At 65.8% G+C, this 19,720-nt stretch carries 17 protein-coding genes; 13 read left to right on the top strand and 4 right to left on the bottom strand.

The window, feature by feature from the left end:
- The first annotated feature begins 55 nt into the window (after positions 1 to 55).
- Positions 56 to 916 carry a phytanoyl-CoA dioxygenase family protein gene (locus ACTXG5_RS16200; protein WP_445159774.1) on the top strand — a complete coding sequence of 287 codons (861 nt, stop codon included), beginning with the start codon at positions 56 to 58 and terminating at the stop codon, positions 914 to 916.
- Between the two features lie 19 nt (positions 917 to 935).
- On the opposite strand, the gene ACTXG5_RS16195 is transcribed toward ACTXG5_RS16200, so the two are convergent.
- On the bottom strand, positions 936 to 2,387 hold the full coding sequence (locus tag ACTXG5_RS16195) for a serine/threonine-protein kinase (RefSeq protein WP_445164449.1): 1,452 nt from the start codon (positions 2,385 to 2,387) through the stop codon (positions 936 to 938).
- Between the two features lie 93 nt (positions 2,388 to 2,480).
- Between ACTXG5_RS16195 and ACTXG5_RS16190 the strand changes: the two genes are divergently transcribed.
- From ACTXG5_RS16190 to ACTXG5_RS16175, 4 genes are all read left to right on the top strand, one after another.
- Complete coding sequence (locus ACTXG5_RS16190) at positions 2,481 to 3,860, top strand: FAD-binding oxidoreductase (RefSeq protein ID WP_445159773.1); 1,380 nt, start codon at positions 2,481 to 2,483, stop codon at positions 3,858 to 3,860.
- A gap of 46 nt (positions 3,861 to 3,906) precedes the next feature.
- Positions 3,907 to 4,611, top strand: coding sequence for an alpha/beta fold hydrolase (locus ACTXG5_RS16185; RefSeq protein ID WP_445159772.1), 705 nt, complete (start codon positions 3,907 to 3,909; stop codon positions 4,609 to 4,611).
- A 206-nt stretch (positions 4,612 to 4,817) separates the two neighbouring features.
- A complete protein-coding gene (locus ACTXG5_RS16180; RefSeq protein WP_445159771.1) occupies positions 4,818 to 7,118 on the top strand; it encodes a putative bifunctional diguanylate cyclase/phosphodiesterase in 2,301 nt (766 codons plus the stop codon).
- Between the two features lie 34 nt (positions 7,119 to 7,152).
- Entirely contained in the window at positions 7,153 to 8,166 is a 1,014-nt protein-coding gene (locus ACTXG5_RS16175) for a TIGR03617 family F420-dependent LLM class oxidoreductase (RefSeq protein WP_445159770.1), read from the top strand.
- Between the two features lie 6 nt (positions 8,167 to 8,172).
- Here ACTXG5_RS16175 and ACTXG5_RS16170 read toward each other — a convergent pair whose 3' ends face one another.
- Genes ACTXG5_RS16170 through ACTXG5_RS16160 form a run of 3 tightly spaced genes read right to left on the bottom strand, consistent with a single transcriptional unit; the run spans position 8,173 to position 9,470 of the window.
- Positions 8,173 to 8,511 carry an EthD domain-containing protein gene (locus tag ACTXG5_RS16170; RefSeq protein WP_445159769.1) on the bottom strand — a complete coding sequence of 113 codons (339 nt, stop codon included), beginning with the start codon at positions 8,509 to 8,511 and terminating at the stop codon, positions 8,173 to 8,175.
- Positions 8,511 to 8,996 (bottom strand): hypothetical protein, encoded by a 486-nt coding sequence (locus tag ACTXG5_RS16165; RefSeq protein ID WP_445159768.1) that lies wholly within the window; start codon positions 8,994 to 8,996, stop codon positions 8,511 to 8,513. The genes ACTXG5_RS16170 and ACTXG5_RS16165 overlap by 1 nt, the downstream gene beginning before the upstream one ends.
- A gap of 39 nt (positions 8,997 to 9,035) precedes the next feature.
- Positions 9,036 to 9,470, bottom strand: a complete 435-nt coding sequence (locus tag ACTXG5_RS16160; RefSeq protein WP_445164448.1) for a protease inhibitor I42 family protein — start codon at positions 9,468 to 9,470, stop codon at positions 9,036 to 9,038.
- A 146-nt stretch (positions 9,471 to 9,616) separates the two neighbouring features.
- Here ACTXG5_RS16160 and ACTXG5_RS16155 point away from each other — a divergent pair, with 146 nt between their 5' ends.
- The 8 genes from ACTXG5_RS16155 (at position 9,617) to ACTXG5_RS16120 (ending at position 19,687) form a co-directional block, all read left to right on the top strand.
- A complete protein-coding gene (locus tag ACTXG5_RS16155; protein ID WP_445159767.1) occupies positions 9,617 to 10,702 on the top strand; it encodes a DUF5685 family protein in 1,086 nt (361 codons plus the stop codon).
- Positions 10,703 to 10,793: 91 nt separating this feature from the next.
- On the top strand, positions 10,794 to 12,386 hold the full coding sequence (locus tag ACTXG5_RS16150; RefSeq protein WP_445159766.1) for a Na+/H+ antiporter: 1,593 nt from the start codon (positions 10,794 to 10,796) through the stop codon (positions 12,384 to 12,386).
- Between the two features lie 31 nt (positions 12,387 to 12,417).
- Positions 12,418 to 13,599, top strand: coding sequence for an AAA family ATPase (locus ACTXG5_RS16145; protein WP_445159765.1), 1,182 nt, complete (start codon positions 12,418 to 12,420; stop codon positions 13,597 to 13,599).
- Between the two features lie 163 nt (positions 13,600 to 13,762).
- Positions 13,763 to 14,395 (top strand): TetR/AcrR family transcriptional regulator, encoded by a 633-nt coding sequence (locus ACTXG5_RS16140; protein WP_445159764.1) that lies wholly within the window; start codon positions 13,763 to 13,765, stop codon positions 14,393 to 14,395.
- Complete coding sequence (locus ACTXG5_RS16135; protein ID WP_445159763.1) at positions 14,388 to 15,911, top strand: FAD-dependent monooxygenase; 1,524 nt, start codon at positions 14,388 to 14,390, stop codon at positions 15,909 to 15,911. Before ACTXG5_RS16140 ends, ACTXG5_RS16135 begins: the two co-directional genes overlap by 8 nt.
- Positions 15,912 to 15,934: 23 nt before the next feature.
- Complete coding sequence (gene alsS, locus ACTXG5_RS16130; protein WP_445159762.1) at positions 15,935 to 17,620, top strand: acetolactate synthase AlsS; 1,686 nt, start codon at positions 15,935 to 15,937, stop codon at positions 17,618 to 17,620.
- A gap of 19 nt (positions 17,621 to 17,639) precedes the next feature.
- The gene (budA, locus tag ACTXG5_RS16125; protein ID WP_445159761.1) at positions 17,640 to 18,464 is read left to right on the top strand and encodes an acetolactate decarboxylase; all 825 of its coding nucleotides are present in this window, start codon (positions 17,640 to 17,642) and stop codon (positions 18,462 to 18,464) included.
- 80 nt (positions 18,465 to 18,544) lie between these two features.
- Positions 18,545 to 19,687 carry a glycosyltransferase gene (locus ACTXG5_RS16120; RefSeq protein ID WP_445159760.1) on the top strand — a complete coding sequence of 381 codons (1,143 nt, stop codon included), beginning with the start codon at positions 18,545 to 18,547 and terminating at the stop codon, positions 19,685 to 19,687.
- The last annotated feature ends 33 nt before the right edge of the window (positions 19,688 to 19,720 follow it).

Genomic DNA, 19,720 nt, shown 5'->3' with positions numbered 1-19,720 from the left:
TCGCCCAAAGCCACGTCACTTGACCACTGGTTCAGTTGGGTCCACTGTCGAATACATGAGCATCGATGACGACCCCGTCACGACGCTGGACGACCTCAAAAGCGACTTGGCGGGCCGGCACAAGTGGACACCGAGCAGCGGCGCCTCAGTCGACCCCGCGATCGTCGACGCCGACATGGCGGCCCTCGACCGCGACGGCTACGTCATCTGGGAGAACCTGCTCAGCGCGGACGACTGTCAGCAGATCCGCGAGGTGGTCGGCCCCTGGCTCGGTCATACCGGACGCAACGCCTTTGAAGGACGGCGCACCCAGCGCATCTACAGCGTGCTGAGCAGGACGCGCGTGTGCGACCGACTTGTCGATCATCCGCGGGTGCTGGCGCTGCTCGATCGGCTCCTGATGGCCAACTACCAGCTTTCGGCGTTGCAGGCCATCAACGTTCAGCCCGGGGAGGCCGCGCAGCTGCCCCATCATGACGACGGGTTCTACCCGATTCCGCGGCCGCGGGCGCCATTGACCGCAGCGACGATCTGGGCCATCGACGACTTCACCGCCGACAACGGCGCCACGGTGCTGTTCCCCGGCAGCCATCGCTGGGAAGCACGTCCGCCCGGCCCCGAGGATGCCGCGCTGCCGGTCGTCATGCCCGCCGGCTCGTGCGTCTTCTTCGTGGGAACGCTGTGGCACGGCGGCGGCGCCAACACCACCGAGGACGCGCGGCTTGCCGTCACCGCCCAGTACTGCCAACCGTGGCTGCGACCGATGGAGGCCTTCACCCTCTCGATACCGCGAGACGTCGCGCGAACGGTCTCCGATGACATTCAACGCATGATCGGCTACAGCATCCATCCGCCGTTCGTCGGCGCAGTCGATGGCTTGCACCCCTTGCGGTTGTTAGAGCAGCCGCAGCCGTAACACGTTGTGCCCGTGGTAGTTACGACGCCGTCGCGTACTGCAACACACGTTCTGACGAATCGACGTGACCGTTGCTGAGGATTCGCAGCCGATTTGGACGGATCTCGTAGAGCACGCCGTCGACCGGGTTGGTGACATCGAATCCATCCGCGACGCGTTCCGCGTTGGACAATTCGATGTGGGCGCCATCGCGAATGCGTTCCCCGCGGTAGTAGTAAGTGCCGCTCAGGTTTTGGCACACCACGGCGAGCGACTTGCCGGTCCGCACCACAGCGGCCGGCGGATTCCCCGGGTCGCACCGGGCCGTTTCGCCGACGAACCCCAGCCCGTCGGCACCCCGCACGGGTGATGACAGCGTCGGAGTCTTGGGCGCAGGCGAAGCCGATGGAGCCGGCGGTGCGGCCGTCGGCGTCTGGGGCGGCGACCCATGGTGATCAGTGCCGAAGACCGATATCACCGCCAGTATCAAACCGGCGACTAACACCACCACCGCCGCGGCGCCTACCACCACCGGCACAGGGACCCGGACGACACGACGCGCTGGTCCGGAAGCCTCCGAAGGCGCATACGGGCTGTACCCCGAGTCGTCCGGATTCGGATAGATCGCAGGGAACGGCCGCGTCCGAGGAAGGCCGCCACCAGCCCCGGCAGGCGCCGGCTCGTAGGCCGGGGACGCTACTTCTCTGGCAGCTCGGGCGAACTGCCCCGCAGACGAATACCGCGCCCCGGGCCGCTTTGCCATGGCGCCGGCGATGACGTCGTCGAGACCCCGGCCGATCCCCCGGCGCATGATGCTGGGCCGAGGCGGCGGCGAAAACAGGTGCGCGTCCCTGACCTCCTGTTCCGCCCCCTCGAACGGCGCTTGACCGGTGAGGCACTCGTAGAGCACGCACGCCAAGGAGTAGACGTCCGTCTGCGGCCCAAACCCGCCGCTGAACCGTTCTGGCGCCGTGTAAGCCAATGAGCCCGAACGCCCAACGCCGAAGTCGACGAGGTAAGCGAAGTCGTCGCGAGTGAGCAGCACATGTTCCGGCGCCACAGCGCCGTGCACCAGCCCGCCTGCATGCGCGGCATCTAGTGCACGCGCGACCTGCCCGGCGATCGACGCCGCGCGCGAGGGCTCCAGCGCACCCTGCTCGCGCAGCAGGTCCCTGAGGCTGCCCCCCTCGACCAGCTGCATATCGACGAAAAGCACTCCGTCGATCTCGCCGAAGTTCTGCACCGGGATGACATGCGGCTCCTGCAATCGCGCCGCTAACGGAATGTCTCGCCAAAAGCGTTGCTGGAAACCAGAATCTCTCGCGATCTTCGCACGCACCAGCTTTAATGCCACCATCCGGTCGTTAACCGTGTCGTAGGCCTTGAATACCTCACTCGTGTCGCCCGTGCCGAGCAGTGATCGCAGCTCGTAGGGCCCCAACCGGGTGCCGAGCCGCGAGCGGTACGAGAACAACGAGTTTCCTTCCGCCAATTCGAGGATGGTCAGCCCGCGGGGTTCCCCGTTTCGGCGTCGACGTAACGTGCGTCGGCTCACGCGAAGCCCACCAAGTCCTACAGTGCCTTCATGGGCGACATCACGGCGCGGCTCGCGGAAATCGTCGGGAACCACAACCTGCTGACGGGCGACGCGATCCCCGACGACTACTGGCACGACGAGGAGCTGACGCATCCGCCGCAGCAGCCGGCCTACGTCGCCAAACCGGCCACCGCCGACGAAGTGGCACAGCTGCTGAAAGCGGCCACCGAACACCAGATTCCGGTGACCGCGCGCGGATCCGGGACCGGTTTGTCGGGCGCGGCGACACCGCGCGAGGGCGGGCTGGTCATCTCCTTCGAGCGGATGAACGCCGTCCTGGAGGTCGATACGACCAATCAGGTCGCCGTCGTTCAACCGGGCGTGACGCTGATCGAGCTGGATGCCGCGACCGCCCCGGACGGACTGCGCTACATGGTCCAACCCGGCGAGCTGTCCTCCAGCGTCGGCGGCAACGTCGGCACCAACGCCGGCGGCATGCGTGCGGTCAAGTACGGGATCGCCCGCCACAACGTGCTCGGGCTGCAAGCGGTGCTGCCGACCGGCGAAATCATCCGCACGGGCGGCAAAATCGCCAAGGTGTCCACCGGCTACGACCTGACCCAGCTCATCGTCGGCTCCGAAGGCACCCTGGCCTTGGCCACCGAGGTGATCGTCAAGCTGCACCCGCGGCTGGGCCACAGCGCCACTGTGCTCGCCCCGTTCGCCGACTTCGACCAGGTCATGGAGGCGGTGCCGCGGGTCATCGCCAGCGGCCTGGGGCCCTACATCCTGGAATACATCGACAACGTGACGATGGCCGCACTCGTCCACACCCAGAATCTCGAACTCGGCATTCCCGACCAGATCCGCGACAGCTGTCAAGCGTATCTCGTTGTGGGACTTGAGAACCGGACCGAGGAACGGCTGGACGAGGATGTCGAGCAAGCCGGTGAGCTGCTCGCCGAGTTGGGCGCCCTGGACGCCTATGTGCTCGAAGGCGGTTCGGCACGCAAGCTGATCGAGGCGCGCGAGAACGCGTTTTGGACGCTGAAGGCGGTCGGCGCCGACGACCTCATCGACACTGTCGTGCCGCGCGGCGCCATGCCGAAGTTCCTTACCGCCGTGCGTGGACTGGCCACGGCGGTCGGGGGTGGCGCGGTGGGCTGTGGGCATGCCGGCGACGGCAATGTGCACCTGGCCATCTTTTGCCAGGATCCCGGCACCCGTAAGAAACTCTTGACGGACATTTTCGCGCTGGCAATGGAATTGGGGGGCGCGATCTCGGGCGAACACGGCCTCGGCCGCGCCAAAGCCCCCTATTGGCTCGAGCTCGAAGACCCGGTCACGATCGACCTGCTCCGCCGAATCAAACAGAGCTTCGACCCGGCCGGGATTCTCAACCCGGGTGTTGTCTTCGCGGCAGAGTGAGCGCAACGGTTGACCCACCGACGCAGGCGTGCCAGCATTTTGGGCTGTGCATCCCAATTCAGCGAGCCAAGCCACTGTTGTTCTTGTCCACGGGGCTTGGGCCGACGGGTCAAGTTGGCGCCGCGTCATCGCTGACCTGCAGCAAGCTGGGATATCCGTCGTCGCCGCGCCCATTCCGCTCACCACGCTCGACGACGACGTGCAAGCGGTGAAACGAACCATCGACCGCACCGAAGGACCCGTCGTCCTCGCAGGTCACGCCTATGCCGGTGGCGTGATCGGCGCGACCAGCCACCCGCGCCTCAAGGCCCTGGTGTACATCGCCGCCCTGGCTCCCGATGAGGGCGAAACCGTCGCCGACGTCTTCTACCGCAATCCCCCGCATCCGCAGGCACCCGAACTCAAGCCCGACGACCAAGGCTGGATCTGGCTGCCCACCAATGCCTTTGGCGACGCATTCGCCCACCACGCCACGGCCGAAGAACACCCCGTGCTCGCCGCGGTTCAACGACCGATCGCCGTCCCGTGCATTCAGCAGCCCGTCCCGAGACCCGGCTGGAAAGACCTACCGACCTGGTATCTCGTCGCCGAAGAAGACCGCATGATCAACCCCGACACCCAACGGTTCATGGCCGAACGCATGCATGCCCGCACCCATACCCACCAGGTCGATCACGCACCACTGATCACCCGGCCAGACGTCGTCACCGACATCCTTTCCGAGGCGCTCGCCACCGTGGCACCTCAGTAAACTCAACCGCCTGGGCATGTCGGCATCACCGATTCGGATTCGTTTACCGGATTATTAGCATCCGCGCAGTTGGGTATAGCTAAGAAACCACCCCATAACGACCCGAAGACGTTTCGGCGAAATTGTCGGACAGTCACCTACAGAGAGCACGCCAGCTCGCCCTGTGGCTTATCCTGCACTCGACAACCGCGCAGACAGGGCAGCAAATGTTCTTACTGACACGACGCCGAACTCCGGTGGCCGTGTTGGCGACTGTCGGCTTGCTCGTATTCGCCGTGGTGGTGTTCACCAGAAGCGGGGCTTCGGGTCGCCCGATAGCCGTCCCGGTAGGACTGTGGTTTCTCAGTATTTTCGCCAACTGCTGCGTGGTCCACGCCGCCCGCATGGGACGAGGCCGTCAGCGTCTGGCGTGGATGGTGTTGAGTATCGGGCTGGCCGCCTGGACAGCCGGCCAGTTTGTGTGGTGTTACGTCAGCCTCGGCGGCATTCCGCCGATCGCGAATTTCTCGGCGGCCTACTTGGGCTACCTGGTGTTGCCGCTGTGCGCGTTGGGCTGCGCGGTTGCCATCCCCAGCCGCGATGACACGCAATTTGGGGTTGGGCTGCTGCTTGACGGCATCGTCGTCGCAGCGGCGTTGTTGGTCGTCTTGGCCATCGTGGCGCTGGGACACCCGGGACAACCGGAACGAACAGTCAGCGTTCCGCAGATGTTGTTAATCGCCGCCACCGCCGTGTACCTGGGGCTTGTCGTCCTGTCGTTCATCACCGTGCGGAAGGCCGAGCCGGGCCGCAAACTCGCCCCGACGCTGATGACGCTGGGATGGGTGGCGATCGGGGCGGCCGGGGTCGTCAGCATCGGTGGCGGCCACCCCGACCAAACGCCCAATGCCCTCGTCATCCTGGGATGGGCCGTCGGAATCTACTTCGTCGCGCTGTCCGGCCTTGCGTCTCGGCCGGGACCGGATCTCGACCTCGGTTTTACTCAGCCGTCAAGGATATCGCTGTGGCTGCCGTACCTGCCGGTGTTGTTGGCGATTGTCGTTGGCGCCGTGCACTTTTGGCCCGTGTACCCGGGCGAGGCGTTCATCTTCGCCGTGTGTGTAGCGATGGTCGTCACCACGGTGATCCGCCACCTGGTACTCCTTGACCGAAAGGGACGTCTCCTTGCCGCGCTGTCTGACGCCGCCCTGCGGGACCCCCTCACCGGGTTAGCCAACCAAAGGCTCTTTGGTGAGCGGCTGGCCCATGCGGTTCGGTTGCACATTTACCACGCTGTCCCGGTCAGCGTCATTGCGCTGAATATCAGCGACTTCAAGATGGTCAACGACACGCTCGGTTACGTCGTCGGCGACGAACTATTACGCACCGTCGGGGAGCGGCTCCAGGGCAACATCCGCTCCAACGACTCCGTCGCGCGGATGAACGGGGACGAATTCGCCATCCTGGTCGAAGACCGCCCCGAGGTCGCAGCAGGGGTGGCCAAGGGGTTGGCCCTGTCCTTCGACGAGCCTCTCGATCTCGAGAATCACCGGCTACACGTACATCTCAACATCGGCTTGGCCACGGCTGCGTCGACACCCGGATCCCTGCTGACGCCGGGTGAACTTCTCGAGCAGGCCGAGGCGGCCCGGAGCTGGGCCCAACAGGGGAGCTCAACCAACGTGCAGACATTCACCCCGGACATGGATGCTCGGCTCGACAGGCAACCGACATACGACGTCAGCATGGCCCGTCTGCAACTGCTCGGCGAACTGCGTCGTGCGATTGACGAAGGCCAGCTGACGCTGCTGTACCAGCCGAAATTCGACATGGCGACCGGCTCCGTCTGTGGTGCCGAGGCGCTCGTGCGATGGCAGCACCCCGAATTCGGCACACTGGTGCCGAGCGAATTCTTGCCGTTGGTCCGTGAACACGGGCTGATGGACGCCGTCACCGACCTGGTGCTGTCACAGGCGGTCGCCGACGCGTCGGCTTGGTACGCAGCAGGGGCCGCTATCCCCGTCGCGATCAACTTGTGGGCGACCTCCCTCGACGAAGACGCCCTGCCCGACCGCATCATGTCCGTGCTCGACGCCCACGGCATGTCCGCCAGTTCGCTCACGATCGAGATCACCGAGGACCTGTTGGTCGCCAACCTCGCGAAGGCCCGCACGGTGCTCAATCGGCTCCGCAAGTCCGGCATCCGGGTGGCAATCGACGACTTCGGCAGCGGCTACGCCACACTGACCTATCTGCGCGAGTTGCCCATCGACGATGTCAAACTCGACACCCAATTCATCGCGCCGATTCTGCACGATTACCGCGCCGCCACGATTGTCCGATCGGTGATCGAGTTAGCCACGACATTCCGCATCGCCACGGTCGCCGAGGGCGTCGGGGACGAGGAAACAGCCCAACGGCTCAAGGAATACGGTTGCGACGCCGTACAAGGCAACTTCTTCTGTCCCCCGTTGCCTGCCGCCGAGATTCCGCACGTTCCCCAGCACACCGCGCTCGCGGCGCACTAGTCTCGGCCGGCTGCCCAAGGAATAGGGTTGCGCCGTGCACATTGACGTGATGGTGGTCCCGCAACCGCTGGGTCAGATCGGTGGCCTGGCCCAGCGCGCTCAGGCCGCGGGATTCTCCGGCCTGCTGTTCACCGAGACCGGCCGCACGGCCTACCTCAACGCCGCCGTGGCCTCGCAAGCCGCACCCGGGCTCGAGTTGTCCACCGGTGTCGCGGTCGCGTTTCCGCGTAGCCCCTTCGTCACCGCGGCCGAGGCCTGGGAGCTTCAGGAGGCGACCGACGGTAAATTCCGGCTGGGCCTGGGCACGCAGGTCCGCACGCACGTCGTGCGCCGCTACGGTGTCCCCTTCGAACGCCCGGGCCCGCGGCTGCGCGACTACGTACTCGCGGTCAAGGCGTGCTTCTCGGCGTTTCGCACCGGGAAGCTTGATCACCACGGCGAGTTCTACGACCTCGACTTCATCACGCCGCAGTGGAGCGCGGGTCCTATCGACGCGCCCGATCCCAAAGTCGATGTCGCAGCAGTGAATCCGTGGATGCTGCGAATGGCGGGCGAAGTGGCCGACGGGGTGCACGTCCATCCGCTGGGCGAGCTCGGCTATATCAAACGTCACGTGCTGCCCAACGTCGCCGCCGGTGCCCAGAAGGCCGGGCGTGCGGTGTCGGATATCGCCGTCATCGTGCCGGCGATGACGATCGTCGGCGACAGCGACGAAGAGCGTGACGCCCAACGCGACACGGTGCGCACCAGCATGGCCTTCTACGGCAGCACCCCCAACTACGCGTTCATCTGGGACGAGGCCGGCTTCGAGGGCACGACCGCCCGCATCCGCGAAAAGCAGAAGGCCGGCGATTTCCAGGGCATGGCAGCCCAGATCACCGACGAGCACATCGCGGCGTTCGCCACCGAGTCGACGTGGGACGGCCTGGCCGACGCGCTGACCGAGAAGTACGGCGAAATCGCCACGCGCGTCGCCCTTTACAACGCTCTGGGCGACGACGAGCGCTTCAGCCGGTATGGCGAGGTCGCCCGCCAGCTGCGTCGGTGACGGCGCTCAGCCCGCGCTGGTTCGCTCGTCCACCACGTAAGCCCGAGTTGCGGCTCGATCGATGAAGTTCTCTTCGTCGCGCGCAATCTCATCGCCGCCGAGACTGGCCATCCAGGCGGACAGGCTGTCCCGGTCAGCGAAGACGAGCTCGGTCATGCAATCAAAGCCGATCTCCTCACCTTCGATGTTGAAGGCGTCTCCCCGCTGGATGTAGTTGCGCTTGTAGACCATTGGCATGAATGCCTTGCTCAGCACAAGTGGTAGGTGATTGTGCTCGTAGTAGTCGGCGAACTCCTGCGGTGACAGGCCGGACTTACGCTTCAGGTATCCGAAAACCTTGATCATCAGGAGTCCGACTTCGGACGCACTCCCGCCGCGCGATACACGAACACCGGCGCTACCGGAAACCGCAATGTCGTGGTCGGCAGCTTCGCCAGCACGTCGTCCGGAATCGCCCTCTTGTAATGGAGCTTCATCGAGCCGCTGAACGCACGGTCCACGCCATGGAGGTCGATATCGATCAGCAGACCCTTCTTGGAGATCGTCGCCGAGGCCGGACCCTTGTTGGCGTCCCACGTGCAGTCGATGGACCGCAGATTAGTGTCCCCACGCGTCGGGAACGTGGCAACAACCCGCGCCGCGCTGAACGCGAACGCACCCTGATAACGCGAGACACCCGAGGCCGAAAAGACACCCGGAACATGCCCGCTGAAGTGTCGCACCACGCCGACCTTGGGGGCCAGAAAAATGAGCCCCTCGGCCTCGAGCTGTTCGTGAAGCTCGGTAGGCACATTGGTCAACTGCGACAACTTACGGAGAAAGCCAAGCACAGCCAGACGGTAGCTGAGGCGCCGCCCAGCCGCAGTGTTTTACTGCACCGTCACGATCGCCGTGTACTGGCACACCGGCGTGCTGTTCTTGCCCACAAAGCTGGAGTAATACGTGGAAATCGTCGTCGTCCCCGGCTTCAGCGCCGCGAACGTCCACACCTCCGTGCCGGGCGCGCCCCGCGCGTCGGTGCTGGGCTGCACATACTCGTGACTGTCTTGCTTGACGACGGATGGATCGCCGATCTTCGTGTCCGCCATCCACCGGAACGGGGTGCTGTAATTCGAGCCCAACTGCAGTTTCAGCGTGTTCCCCACCGTGAGAGTGATGTTCTGGGTGATGTTGTTCTGCTTCAGCACCTGTTCCATCGGAACCACGAGGGTGTTGGACGTCGGCGGGTTCCTGCTCTCGAAGTGGCAGCCCACCAACATCGACGAGACGAGAATCGCAACGGTCACCAAGAGCCTGATCTTCACGAAAGTCATCACCTCCATTATGGCGTGCGGCCGAAATTCCAGGTCGGCCCCGGTTCGGGGCAGTTAGCCGCAGCGTGCTGAAGACGGGCGCGATCTAGCTCGTCGTTTCGGGCACGCGTTTGCTGTGGGTCGGGTAGCTTCTGTGCATGTTCGGCATCATCCGGCCCTGCCGTCATCGACTTGGCGGCGAGCTCGCAGCAGCCTGGACCGCCCAATTATGCGGACTCTGTCTGGCACTGCGCGACGACTATGGCCAGTCGGCGCGCATCGCCACCAACTATGACGGCCTCGTGGTCTCGCTTCTGGTCGAAGCGCAGTCACCCGGGCAGCCCACCCGCCGCAAGGCCGGGCGCTGCCCGCTGCGCGGCATGCGGCGCGCCGACGTAGCCACCGGCGACTGCGTACGACTGGCCGCCGTGGTGTCGCTGGCCCTGGCCGCGGCCCGGGTGCGCGATCACGTCGACGACCACGACGGCATGGTCGGTGTGGCCGGCGTGCGACCGGCCGCCCGCCGGATCGCCGAGCGCTGGGTGCGCCAAGGCACCGACAGGGGTCACACGCTGGGATTCGACACCGGCGTGCTCGTCGCCGCGATGGACCGGCAGGCCGAACTCGAGGCGACGGCCGGACCGGGCAGCTCACTGCTGCTGGTGACCGAGCCCACCGAAACCGCGGTGGCCGAAGCATTCGCCTACACCGCGGTGCTGGCCGGCCGTCCGGGTAACCAGGTGCCGCTGCGCGAAGTGGGCCAGCTGTTCGGGCGGGTGGCGCACCTGCTCGACGCGGTCGAGGATTACGACGACGACCTGGCGCGCGGCAAGTGGAATCCGTTGGCCGCCACCGAAACTCCAATGGAGCAAGCCCGCGTCCTGTGCGACGATGCGGCGCTGGGCATCGAGCTGGCCCTGGCCGACGTGGAGTTCACCGACGGCCGGCTGCCGCAGCAGTTGTTGACCCGCGAGGTGCGGCGAGCGATCTCGCGCACCTTCAACCGGTCCGGCCATCCCACCTGCAGCGGGACACCGCACGGCCAGCAGGACCCCATCAACTTCGGCAACCAAGCAATGGGTGCGGGCTACCCGAACCCGGGGGGCGAATATCCCGAAGGCGAAACACCCGACCCCGGCGCGAAGGGCAAAGGCGGCCGGGGTGGCAACAGCTGCATCTGCTGCTGCGATGGGTGCGACTGCTGCTGCGACTGCGGAGACTGCTGCGACTGCGACTGCACGTAACGCCGTCAATCGAAGTCGTTGCGCCATTACGTCTTTGTGACGTGTTTCGGCCCGCGCAGCTAGACACCGGCTCGTACGGCAGGATGGGCAGGTGTTTGGCCTCGTTCTCGTCGTAGCGCTCGTCTCCACCGTCATCATCGGGACGGTGCTGGGCCGGCGCTATCGCGTGGGCCCCCCGGTACTGCTCATCTTTCTCGGCGCGGGGCTGGGTCTGATCCCCGCTTTTGGTCATGTCCACATCAATGGCGAGATCGTGCTGCTGCTGTTCCTGCCGGCCATCCTGTATTGGGAGGGCCTGAACGCAAGCATCCGCGAGATCCGAGCGAATGCGCGGATCATCGTTTTGCTCAGCGTCGTCCTGGTGATCGTCACCGCGGTGGCGGTGTCGTGGACGGCCCGAGCGCTGGGCATGGAATCGCACGCGGCGGCGGTCCTGGGTGCCGTGCTCTCCCCCACCGACGCCGCCGCCGTGGCCGGTCTGGCGAAAAAGTTGCCGCGCCGAACCATCACCGTGCTGCGCGCCGAGAGCCTCATCAACGACGGAACCGCGCTGGTCTTGTTCGCCGTGACCGTCCACGTCGCAATCGGCGGAGCCGAGATCAGCCCGGGTGATTTGGTAATCCGGTTCATCGGCTCCTATCTCGGCGGCATCGTCGCGGGGCTGCTGATTGGCGGATTGGTCACCCTGGCGCGTAAGCGAATCGACTCACCGCTCGAAGAAGGCGCCATGAGCCTGTTGACGCCGTTCGCGGCGTTCCTGCTGGCGCAGAGTATGGATTCCAGCGGCGTGGTGGCGGTCTTGGTGTCGGCCCTGATCCTCACCTACTCCGGGCCGGTGGTGATCGGGGCCCGCTCCCGACTGCAGGCCTACGCGTTCTGGGACATGGCGACATTCCTGATCAACGGCTCGTTGTGGGTGTTTGTCGGAGTCCAGATCCCGGGCGCACTGCACGGGATCGCCGGCTTCGACGGCGGAGTGCGCCACGCCGTATTCATCGCTCTTGCCGTCACCGGCGTCGTCATCGCGTCCCGGATTTTCTGGGGCGAAGCCACCACCCTGCTGCTGCGTCTCATCGACCGACGCGAGGCGCAGCGCGCCCGCCGGGTCAGCTGGCGAGCGCGCGTCGTCACCGCGTGGGCAGGCTTCCGCGGTGCGGTGTCGCTCGCCGCAGCGCTGGCCGTTCCGACGATGACGCTCAGCGGCGCGCCCTTCCCGGACCGCAGCCTCCTCATCTTCATCGTTGTCTTCGTCATTCTCGTGACGGTGCTCGTCCAGGGCAGCACGCTGCCGGCAGTCGTCCGCTGGGCGAACATGCCCGAAGACGTTGCCTACGCCGAAGAAGTGCAACTGGCGCGGTGCCGGGGTACGCAGGCCGCTCTTGAGGCCTTGCCGATGATCGCCGCCGAACTAGGGGTCAGCGACGAACTATTGGGGCGTATTCGAAAGGAATACGAAGAACACGCCGCGATCATCATGGCCGACGACGACGATTCCCGGGTCCACGGCCTGGCCAAACGCAACGAGCTAGTGCGGCAAGTACGTCTCCGGGTGCTCGAGCACAAGCGCCGCGAGATCCTGTCGCTTCGGAATCAGAAGATCATCGACGACATCGTGCTCCGCGAGTTGCAGGGCGAGATGGATCTCGAGGAAGTGCAACTTCTCGACACAGCCGACAGCGAATAACCAGTCAGACACCGACCGTACAGTCGGCGACATGTTGCAGACGGTCGCCATCCGCGGGTACCGCTCGCTGCGCGAGGTAATCCTGCCGCTGGGCCGACTGTCGATCATTACCGGCGCCAACGGCGCGGGAAAGTCGTCGGTGTACCGCGCGCTGCGGCTGCTGGCGGATTGCGGCCGCGGCGAGGTGATCGGCTCGCTCGCCCGCGAGGGTGGGCTGCAATCCGTGCTGTGGGCCGGGCCCGAGACACTCGGCGGCGCTCGGCGCTCGCAGAAGACCGAGGGCACCCTTCGCAACCGGCCCGTGTCACTCGAAATGGGCTTCGCTGCAGACGATTTCGGCTACCTCGTCGACCTGGGCATGCCGCAGTCGGCCGGGCCGTCGGTCTTCGTCCGCGATCCCGAAATCAAACGGGAGGTGTTGTTCGCGGGGCCGGTGCTGCGGCCCAGTGCGACACTGGTGCGCCGGTCACGGGTATTCGCCGAAGCGTCGGCGAACTCGGGCACCGGTTTCGACGAGCTGTGCCGGTCGTTGCCGTTGTATCGCAGCGTGCTGGCCGAGTACGCCCACCCGCACGCCCTGCCCGAACTCGCGGCCGTGCGGGAGCGGCTACGCGGGTGGCGCTTCTACGACGGCTTTCGCGTTGACAGCGGAGCGCCCGCCCGGCACCCGCAGGTGGGCACTCGCACTCCGGTGCTCTCCGACGACGGCAGCGACCTGGCCGCCGCGATTCAAACGATCCTCGAGTCGGGGGCCGATGAGCTGAGCCGGGTGGTCGCCGACGCATTCGACGGCGCCACGATCTCGGTCGCCATTCACGACGGGTTGTTCGACCTCCAGCTGCACCAGCGCGGCATGCTGCGTCCATTACGCGCGGCCGAATTATCCGACGGCACACTGCGGTTCCTGCTGTGGGCCGCCGCGCTGTTGAGCCCGCAAGTTCCCTCGCTGATGGTGCTCAACGAGCCGGAGACTTCCCTGCACCCGGACCTGGTCGGACCGCTCGCCTCGCTGATCCGTGCCGCGGCCACTCAGACTCAAGTTGTGGTCGTCACCCACTCAGGGTCGCTGCTGGAGTTCCTCGACACCGCGCCGGTCACCGACGCCGATTCCGATGGAGCCGTCGAGATCGAGCTCTACAAAGACTGGGGCGAAACCCGCATCACCGGCCAGGACCTGCTGACGACGCCGCGCTGGGATTGGGGCAAGCGCTAGGGCGTTGACTGTGCGACCTCGCCCTTGAGTGTGCGTCCTGGGCGGCGCCGCGCGGCGTGTCGCCACCCTGGGTGCACGCTCAACGCCCTGAACGCACACTCGGCGGAACATTGCCTAGCGGGCAATATTGCCTACCGGGCAATATTCTCGTATGTTGGAAGCTATGACAGGGTTGCGCGAGCGTAAGAAGGCCGACACCAAACGCGCGCTCAGCGATGCCGCGTTGCAGTTGGCTTTTGAGCGCGGGCTGGACAACGTGACGCGCGAAGACGTCGCCAACCTGGCGGGCGTCTCGGTGCGCACATTCAACAACTACTTCAGCGGCAAATACGAGGCGCTGGCTTACCGGCAAGCCGAACGCGTGCGCCGCAGCATCGCCGTGCTGCGGCAGCGCCCCGCCGACGAGCCGCTGTGGACGGCGATCACCCACGCCGTGCTGGAGCCCTTGGCGGCCGATTTCGGCGATGTGTACGGCGACGAGAACCGCGCGCCCAGCCGCCAGGAGCTCGTCGAGGTCCGGAAACTGGTCATGCACCCGCAAGTCCGAAACTCTGTGCCGCATAGCCTGTTCGACGAGTTGCTCCAGGTTATCGCCGAACGTACCGGCACCGACCCGGACCGCGACCTGTACCCGCGATTGGTGATGGCCGTCGTGCGCGCCGTCGGCGACGCCGCGGCGGACGCCTACGCGCGTGCCGATCCGCCGGTGGCGATCACCACACTGATCCGCTCGGGCTTTGCCGCCGTCAGCGCCGGACTGCCCGAGCCCTCGCGAAAGAAGGCACACCATGGCTGACGAACATGCCGATGTCGTGATCGCCGGCGCCGGGCCCAACGGGCTGTTGTTGGCCTGCGAGCTCGCACTGGCCGGCGTCAGGCCCGTTGTCCTCGACACGCTTCCCGGCCCCAGCGCCGAGCCGAAAGCCAACGGCCTTGTCGGACAAGTGGTCCGGCTGCTCGACATGCGTGGCCTGTATCAGGCGTTCACCGGCGACGACCGGCCGCCGCAACCCAACCCCGGGTGGATGTTCGCGGCCATGGCGCTGAACTTCGCCGGCGTTCCCGACAATCCGATGTACGCGCTGCGCATGCAGCAACCCCGGCTAGTGCGACTGCTGGAAAAGCGTGCGCGCGACCTCGGGGTAGACCTGCGCTGGGGGCACGGACTCGTCGGCTTGCGGCAGGACTCGGAATCCGTTGCGCTGACGGTGTCCTCGCCGGAGAACGAGTACGGCATCGCAGCCAACTACGCCGTCGGCGCCGACGGTGGACGCAGCCTGGTCCGCAAGATACTGGGCGTCGACTTCCCCGGATTCACCTCGCCGATGATCAGCCGACTCGCCCACGTGCATATCCCCGATGAACTCCGCCGACCCAACAGCAGCATCGAGATTCCGGGATTCGGCCTGCTTCCCTTCGGGCACAGCTGCTTTGACCGTGGTGGCATCATCTACGCCGAGTTCGAGCCGGGCCGGTCGATGCTCGGCACGATCGAATTCGGCCCGCCGGTCGCGGAAGTTCCGATGAGCCTGGCCGAACTGCGCGAAAGCGCACGCCGCGTGCTGGATGTCGACATCCCCTTCGAAGAGCCGAAAGGCCCAGGGCCGCATGCCCTTCGCCGGATCAATGGGCAGAATACCCGCATCGCCGAGCGTTACCGCGACGGCCGAGTCCTGCTGCTCGGCGACGCCGCGCACGTGCACAGCCCGCTGGGTGGCCCCGGTTTGAACCTGGGCCTGCAAGACACCATGAACCTCGGCTGGAAGCTGGCTGCCCAAATCAACGGCACAGCCCCGACCGGATTGCTCAACAGCTACCAGTCCGAGCGTTACCCGGTGGGCCAGCGCGTCATGATGCACTCGCTGGCGCAAATCGCACTCATGTCGCCGGGGCCCGAAGTCGCCGCACTCCGAACACTGTTGGGCGAACTTTTCGCCAGCGCGGACGCGCAGCAGCACATGGCCGCGCTGCTGGCCGGTTCCGACGTGAGGTACGACACGGGCGACGACCATCCGCTGTCGGGTCACCTGGTGCCTGACCTGACGCTCGAGGACGGCCGACGGGTCGCCGAGCTGCTGCACGACGCCCGTCCAGTGTTGCTCGACCTCGACGGTAGCGTCACGCCCGCGCTGCACGGCTGGACCGATCGTGTCGATGCCGTCAGCGCCAAAGTCACCGACCCGCCGGCCGCGGCGATGCTGATCCGTCCCGACGGCTACATCGCTTGGGCGACGGACACATTCGGGACGGCCGAGGAAGCCGGTCTGCACGCCGCGCTGCAGCGCTGGTTCGGCGATCCTCGCGCAAAGTAGCGTTAACGGCCAGACTGGCCTGCATGGAGTCCACGAACCCCGGTAAGCCCGTGCGCAGCGCGCAAAAGGTTGTCGACGCGCTGTCAGCCCAGGGGGTCGAATACATCTTCGGTGTGCCCGGCGCCAAGATCGACGCCGTATACGACGCCCTGGTCGATGGCGGCCCGCAGCTGGTGGTGTGCCGCCATGAACAGAACGCGGCGTTCATCGCCGGTGCGATCGGTCGCCTCACTGGCACCCCGGGTGTCGTGCTGGTGACGTCCGGTCCGGGCACCACCAATCTGGTTACCGGCCTGCTGACCGCGAACACCGAACAAGATCCCGTCGTCGCGCTGTGCGGGGCGGTCGGCCGCAAGGACCGGCTCAAGCGCACCCATCAGTCAATGGATGCCGCGGCGGTGCTGCGGACGGTCACCAAGTTCACCGGCGAGGTCAACCACCCCGACAACGTCGCCGAGGCCATCGTCGGCGCCTTCCGCGCCGCTAGCAGCCAGCCTCGCGGAGCGGCCGCCGTCGTGCTACCTGTCGACGTCCTGGCCGCACCCACTACCGCGGGAATCGCGGCCCGAATGCCAGTCCCCCCGCTGGGGGGCGCCCCAACGGCGGCGATTGCCAAGGCAGGCGAGCTGATCCGCGCCGCGCGGCGCCCGGCGTTGCTGGTCGGAATCCGCGGCGCCGACCAAGACAGCACGCGGGCACTTCGCGCGCTGGTCGCGGCAACCGGCTTAGCCGTCGTGGAGACCTTCCAAGCGGCCGGCGTGATATCCCGTGCGCTGGAGGACAACTTCTTAGGCCGGGTGGGTCTTTTCCGCAACCAACCCGGCGACGTCGTCCTCGCCTACGCCGACGTCTTGATCACCGTCGGATACGACGCCGTCGAATACGACCCCGTGCTGTGGAACAACGACGACGTCGAGCGCACCATCGTGCACATCGACTCGGTGCCCGCTGACATCGACAACCACTATCAGCCGACGCTGGAGCTGCTCGGCAACGTCGCGGCCACCCTCAACGCATTGAACGACAACCTGACCGGCCTGACGCTGACGAGCGGCTACCAGGATGAGATCGCGCGGCACCGAAACGCGTTGGCGGACATCGATATAGTCGAGCGTAACCACACCCCCGACGGCCCCGGACTCAACCCGGTTGCCGTGCTGCTTGCGCTGCGCGACGAACTCGACGACGAGGCGACCATCACCTGCGACGTCGGCTCGGTCTACATCTACATGGCCCGCCACTTCCGGGTCTACGAACCCAGACGACTGTTGTTCTCCAACGGCCAACAAACGCTGGGCGTCGCGTTACCCTGGGCGATCGCCGCGTGCTTGGTGCGGCCCGGCACACCCGTGGTGTCTGTCTCCGGCGACGGCGGATTCCTCTTCTCCGCCCAGGAACTCGAAACCGCAACCCGTCTCGGCTTGACCTTCACCCACATCATCCTGCGCGACAACACCTACGACATGGTGGGCTTTCAAGAGGTCATGAAGTACGGGCGAAAGTCCGGCGTGCAGCTCGGCGACTACGACATCGTCTCCTACGCAGCGGCATTCGGAGCCCACGGTTACCGCGTCAATACCCTGGACGAATTCATCACCACGTTGCGTCAAGCACTGGCTGAGGACGGCCCGTCCCTGATCGATGTCCCCGTGGACTACAGCCGCAACACCGAACTCGCTGCCCACTTGCACGACGACGCGTTCGAATAAGCCGGGAAGGCCAAACACCATGAGCAGCAGATCGGACGCGTACGACCACTTTCGCCACTGGGCCGCAACACTTCTCGCACACCAGCACACCCGCCAACAGGAGGAAGCAGGCCGCGACAACGAGGTCTACCAGTTTTCGACGATCAGCGCCCTCCTCGAGGGCGTCTACGACGGCGACGTCACCGTCGCCGAGATCCTGCGCCACGGCGACTTCGGTCTGGGCACCTTCAACCACCTCGACGGCGAGATGGTCATCCTCGACGACATTTGCTACCGCTTGCGTGCTGACGGAACCGCCACTCGCGCAGCGCCAACCGACCGCACTCCGTTCGCTGCGGTGACCCGATTTCACACCGATTTCGACATTGGCATCCAAACCCCCACCCGCCAGGCGGAGGTACTCAGCGCGATCGACCACCAGATCAAAAGCGCCAACCTGATCTATGCGATCCGGGTCACTGGGCGCTTTTCCGAGCTGCGCACCCGCACGGTGATGGAGCAACAGCGGCCCTATCCGACGCTGACGGAAGCGACCGAAGGCCAGGCCGAACAACGATTCACCGATGTGACCGGGGTTCTGGTCGGATTCCGGACCCCACAATTCCAACAGGGCATTTCCGTGGCCGGATACCACCTGCACTTCCTCAACAGTGAGCGCACTGGCGGGGGCCATGTTCTCGACTTCACCCTCGAGGAGGGCCAGGCCGCGGTCAGCGGTGCCTCACAATTGCATCTGAGCTTGCCGACCTCCGGCGGGTTTCTCGATGCGCAGCTTTCCGGAGACGGCCTCTCCGAGCGGATCAGCAAAGCTGAAGGCGGCCAGCGAAGCGAAGACGGCTGTTAATCAGGGGAATTCATGGACTGTTAAGGCATGCGTCAGGTCTGCATCGTTGACTGCACACAAGCGCCGCGTGTCCTCTGCTTATGCGCGTTGTACAGGTCGCGAATTTCTACGGCCCTCGGTCCGGCGGCCTTCGCACCGCGGTGGATCGATTGGGTGCGGAATACTGCGCGAGCGGGCACGACGTGTTTTTGATCGTTCCCGGTCCGCGTGCAGAACGCGCCCTGTTGCCGACGGGTGTGGTGCGAATCACCATGCCGGCGTGGTTGATTCCCTTCACCGGCGGCTACCGCGCGGTGATGCCGGGTCCGGTCAAGGCGCTGCTGGAAGCCCTGCAACCCGACGCCTTGGAAGTCTCCGACCGGCTCACGCTCAGATCACTGGGGCGGTGGGGCCGCGAACACGGCGCCACGACGGTGATGATCTCGCATGAGCGTCTGGATCGCCTTGCCGGCCAAGTACTTCCGGGCCGACCGGCGCGTAGCCTCGCCGACTTTGCTAACAGCCGCACCGCCGCCGACTACGACACCGTGGTGTGTACCACCGGATTCGCGCGCGAGGAATTCGACCGCATCGGTGCAACGAACGTTGTCACCGTGCCCCTGGGCGTGGACCTGAAGACCTTCCATCCGAGCCGGCACTCTCCCCTGCTTCGTCGGGAATGGGCCACCCCTCAGCAGCTCCTGCTGGTCCACTGCGGCCGGTTGTCGGTGGAGAAGCGAGTCGACCGCAGCATCGACGCGCTGGCCGCGTTGTGCGATTCCGGCGTCGATGCCCGACTGGTCGTCATGGGCGAAGGGCCGATGCGAGCCAAGCTGCAGCGACAGGCCGCCCGGCTACCCATCGACTTCACCGGGTTCATCACCAACCGGCACACCGTCGCCGGACTGCTGGCTTCCGCGGATGTCACGCTGGCACCGGGGCCGCACGAAACGTTCGGGTTGGCCGCGCTGGAATCGCTGGCATGCGGGACACCTGCGGTGGTTTCCCGCACCTCCGCGCTCACCGAGATCATCACGCCGGACAGCGGCGCCTCGGCCGACAACCACCCCGAGGACATCGCCAGGGCGGTCGGCACAGTCATCAGCCTGCCCGAATATCACCGCCGGACCTGCGCGCGGCGCCGCGCGGAGAACTTCACCTGGCAGCGGGCCGCAGCCGGCATGCTGGCGACGTTAGGGCCCATCATCGGCGGACCGGAAGACGATTCCGAGCACACCGCATAGGCCCGAAACCCGTTGGCATACCTTCGTTGTCGG

Source organism: Mycobacterium sp. Dal123C01, assembly GCF_052566995.1.
This window is presented reverse-complemented; position numbering and strand designations above follow the sequence as displayed.

Coding starts and splice junctions, on each gene's coding strand:
- ACTXG5_RS16200 (WP_445159774.1), top strand. CDS start 56: ATGAGCATCGATGACGACCCCGTCACGACGCTGGACGACCTCAAAAGC.
- ACTXG5_RS16190 (WP_445159773.1), top strand. CDS start 2,481: ATGGGCGACATCACGGCGCGGCTCGCGGAAATCGTCGGGAACCACAAC.
- ACTXG5_RS16180 (WP_445159771.1), top strand. CDS start 4,818: ATGTTCTTACTGACACGACGCCGAACTCCGGTGGCCGTGTTGGCGACT.
- ACTXG5_RS16170 (WP_445159769.1), bottom strand. CDS start 8,511: ATGATCAAGGTTTTCGGATACCTGAAGCGTAAGTCCGGCCTGTCACCG.
- ACTXG5_RS16155 (WP_445159767.1), top strand. CDS start 9,617: ATGTTCGGCATCATCCGGCCCTGCCGTCATCGACTTGGCGGCGAGCTC.
- ACTXG5_RS16145 (WP_445159765.1), top strand. CDS start 12,418: ATGTTGCAGACGGTCGCCATCCGCGGGTACCGCTCGCTGCGCGAGGTA.
- ACTXG5_RS16140 (WP_445159764.1), top strand. CDS start 13,763: ATGACAGGGTTGCGCGAGCGTAAGAAGGCCGACACCAAACGCGCGCTC.
- ACTXG5_RS16135 (WP_445159763.1), top strand. CDS start 14,388: ATGGCTGACGAACATGCCGATGTCGTGATCGCCGGCGCCGGGCCCAAC.
- alsS (WP_445159762.1), top strand. CDS start 15,935: ATGGAGTCCACGAACCCCGGTAAGCCCGTGCGCAGCGCGCAAAAGGTT.
- budA (WP_445159761.1), top strand. CDS start 17,640: ATGAGCAGCAGATCGGACGCGTACGACCACTTTCGCCACTGGGCCGCA.
- ACTXG5_RS16120 (WP_445159760.1), top strand. CDS start 18,545: ATGCGCGTTGTACAGGTCGCGAATTTCTACGGCCCTCGGTCCGGCGGC.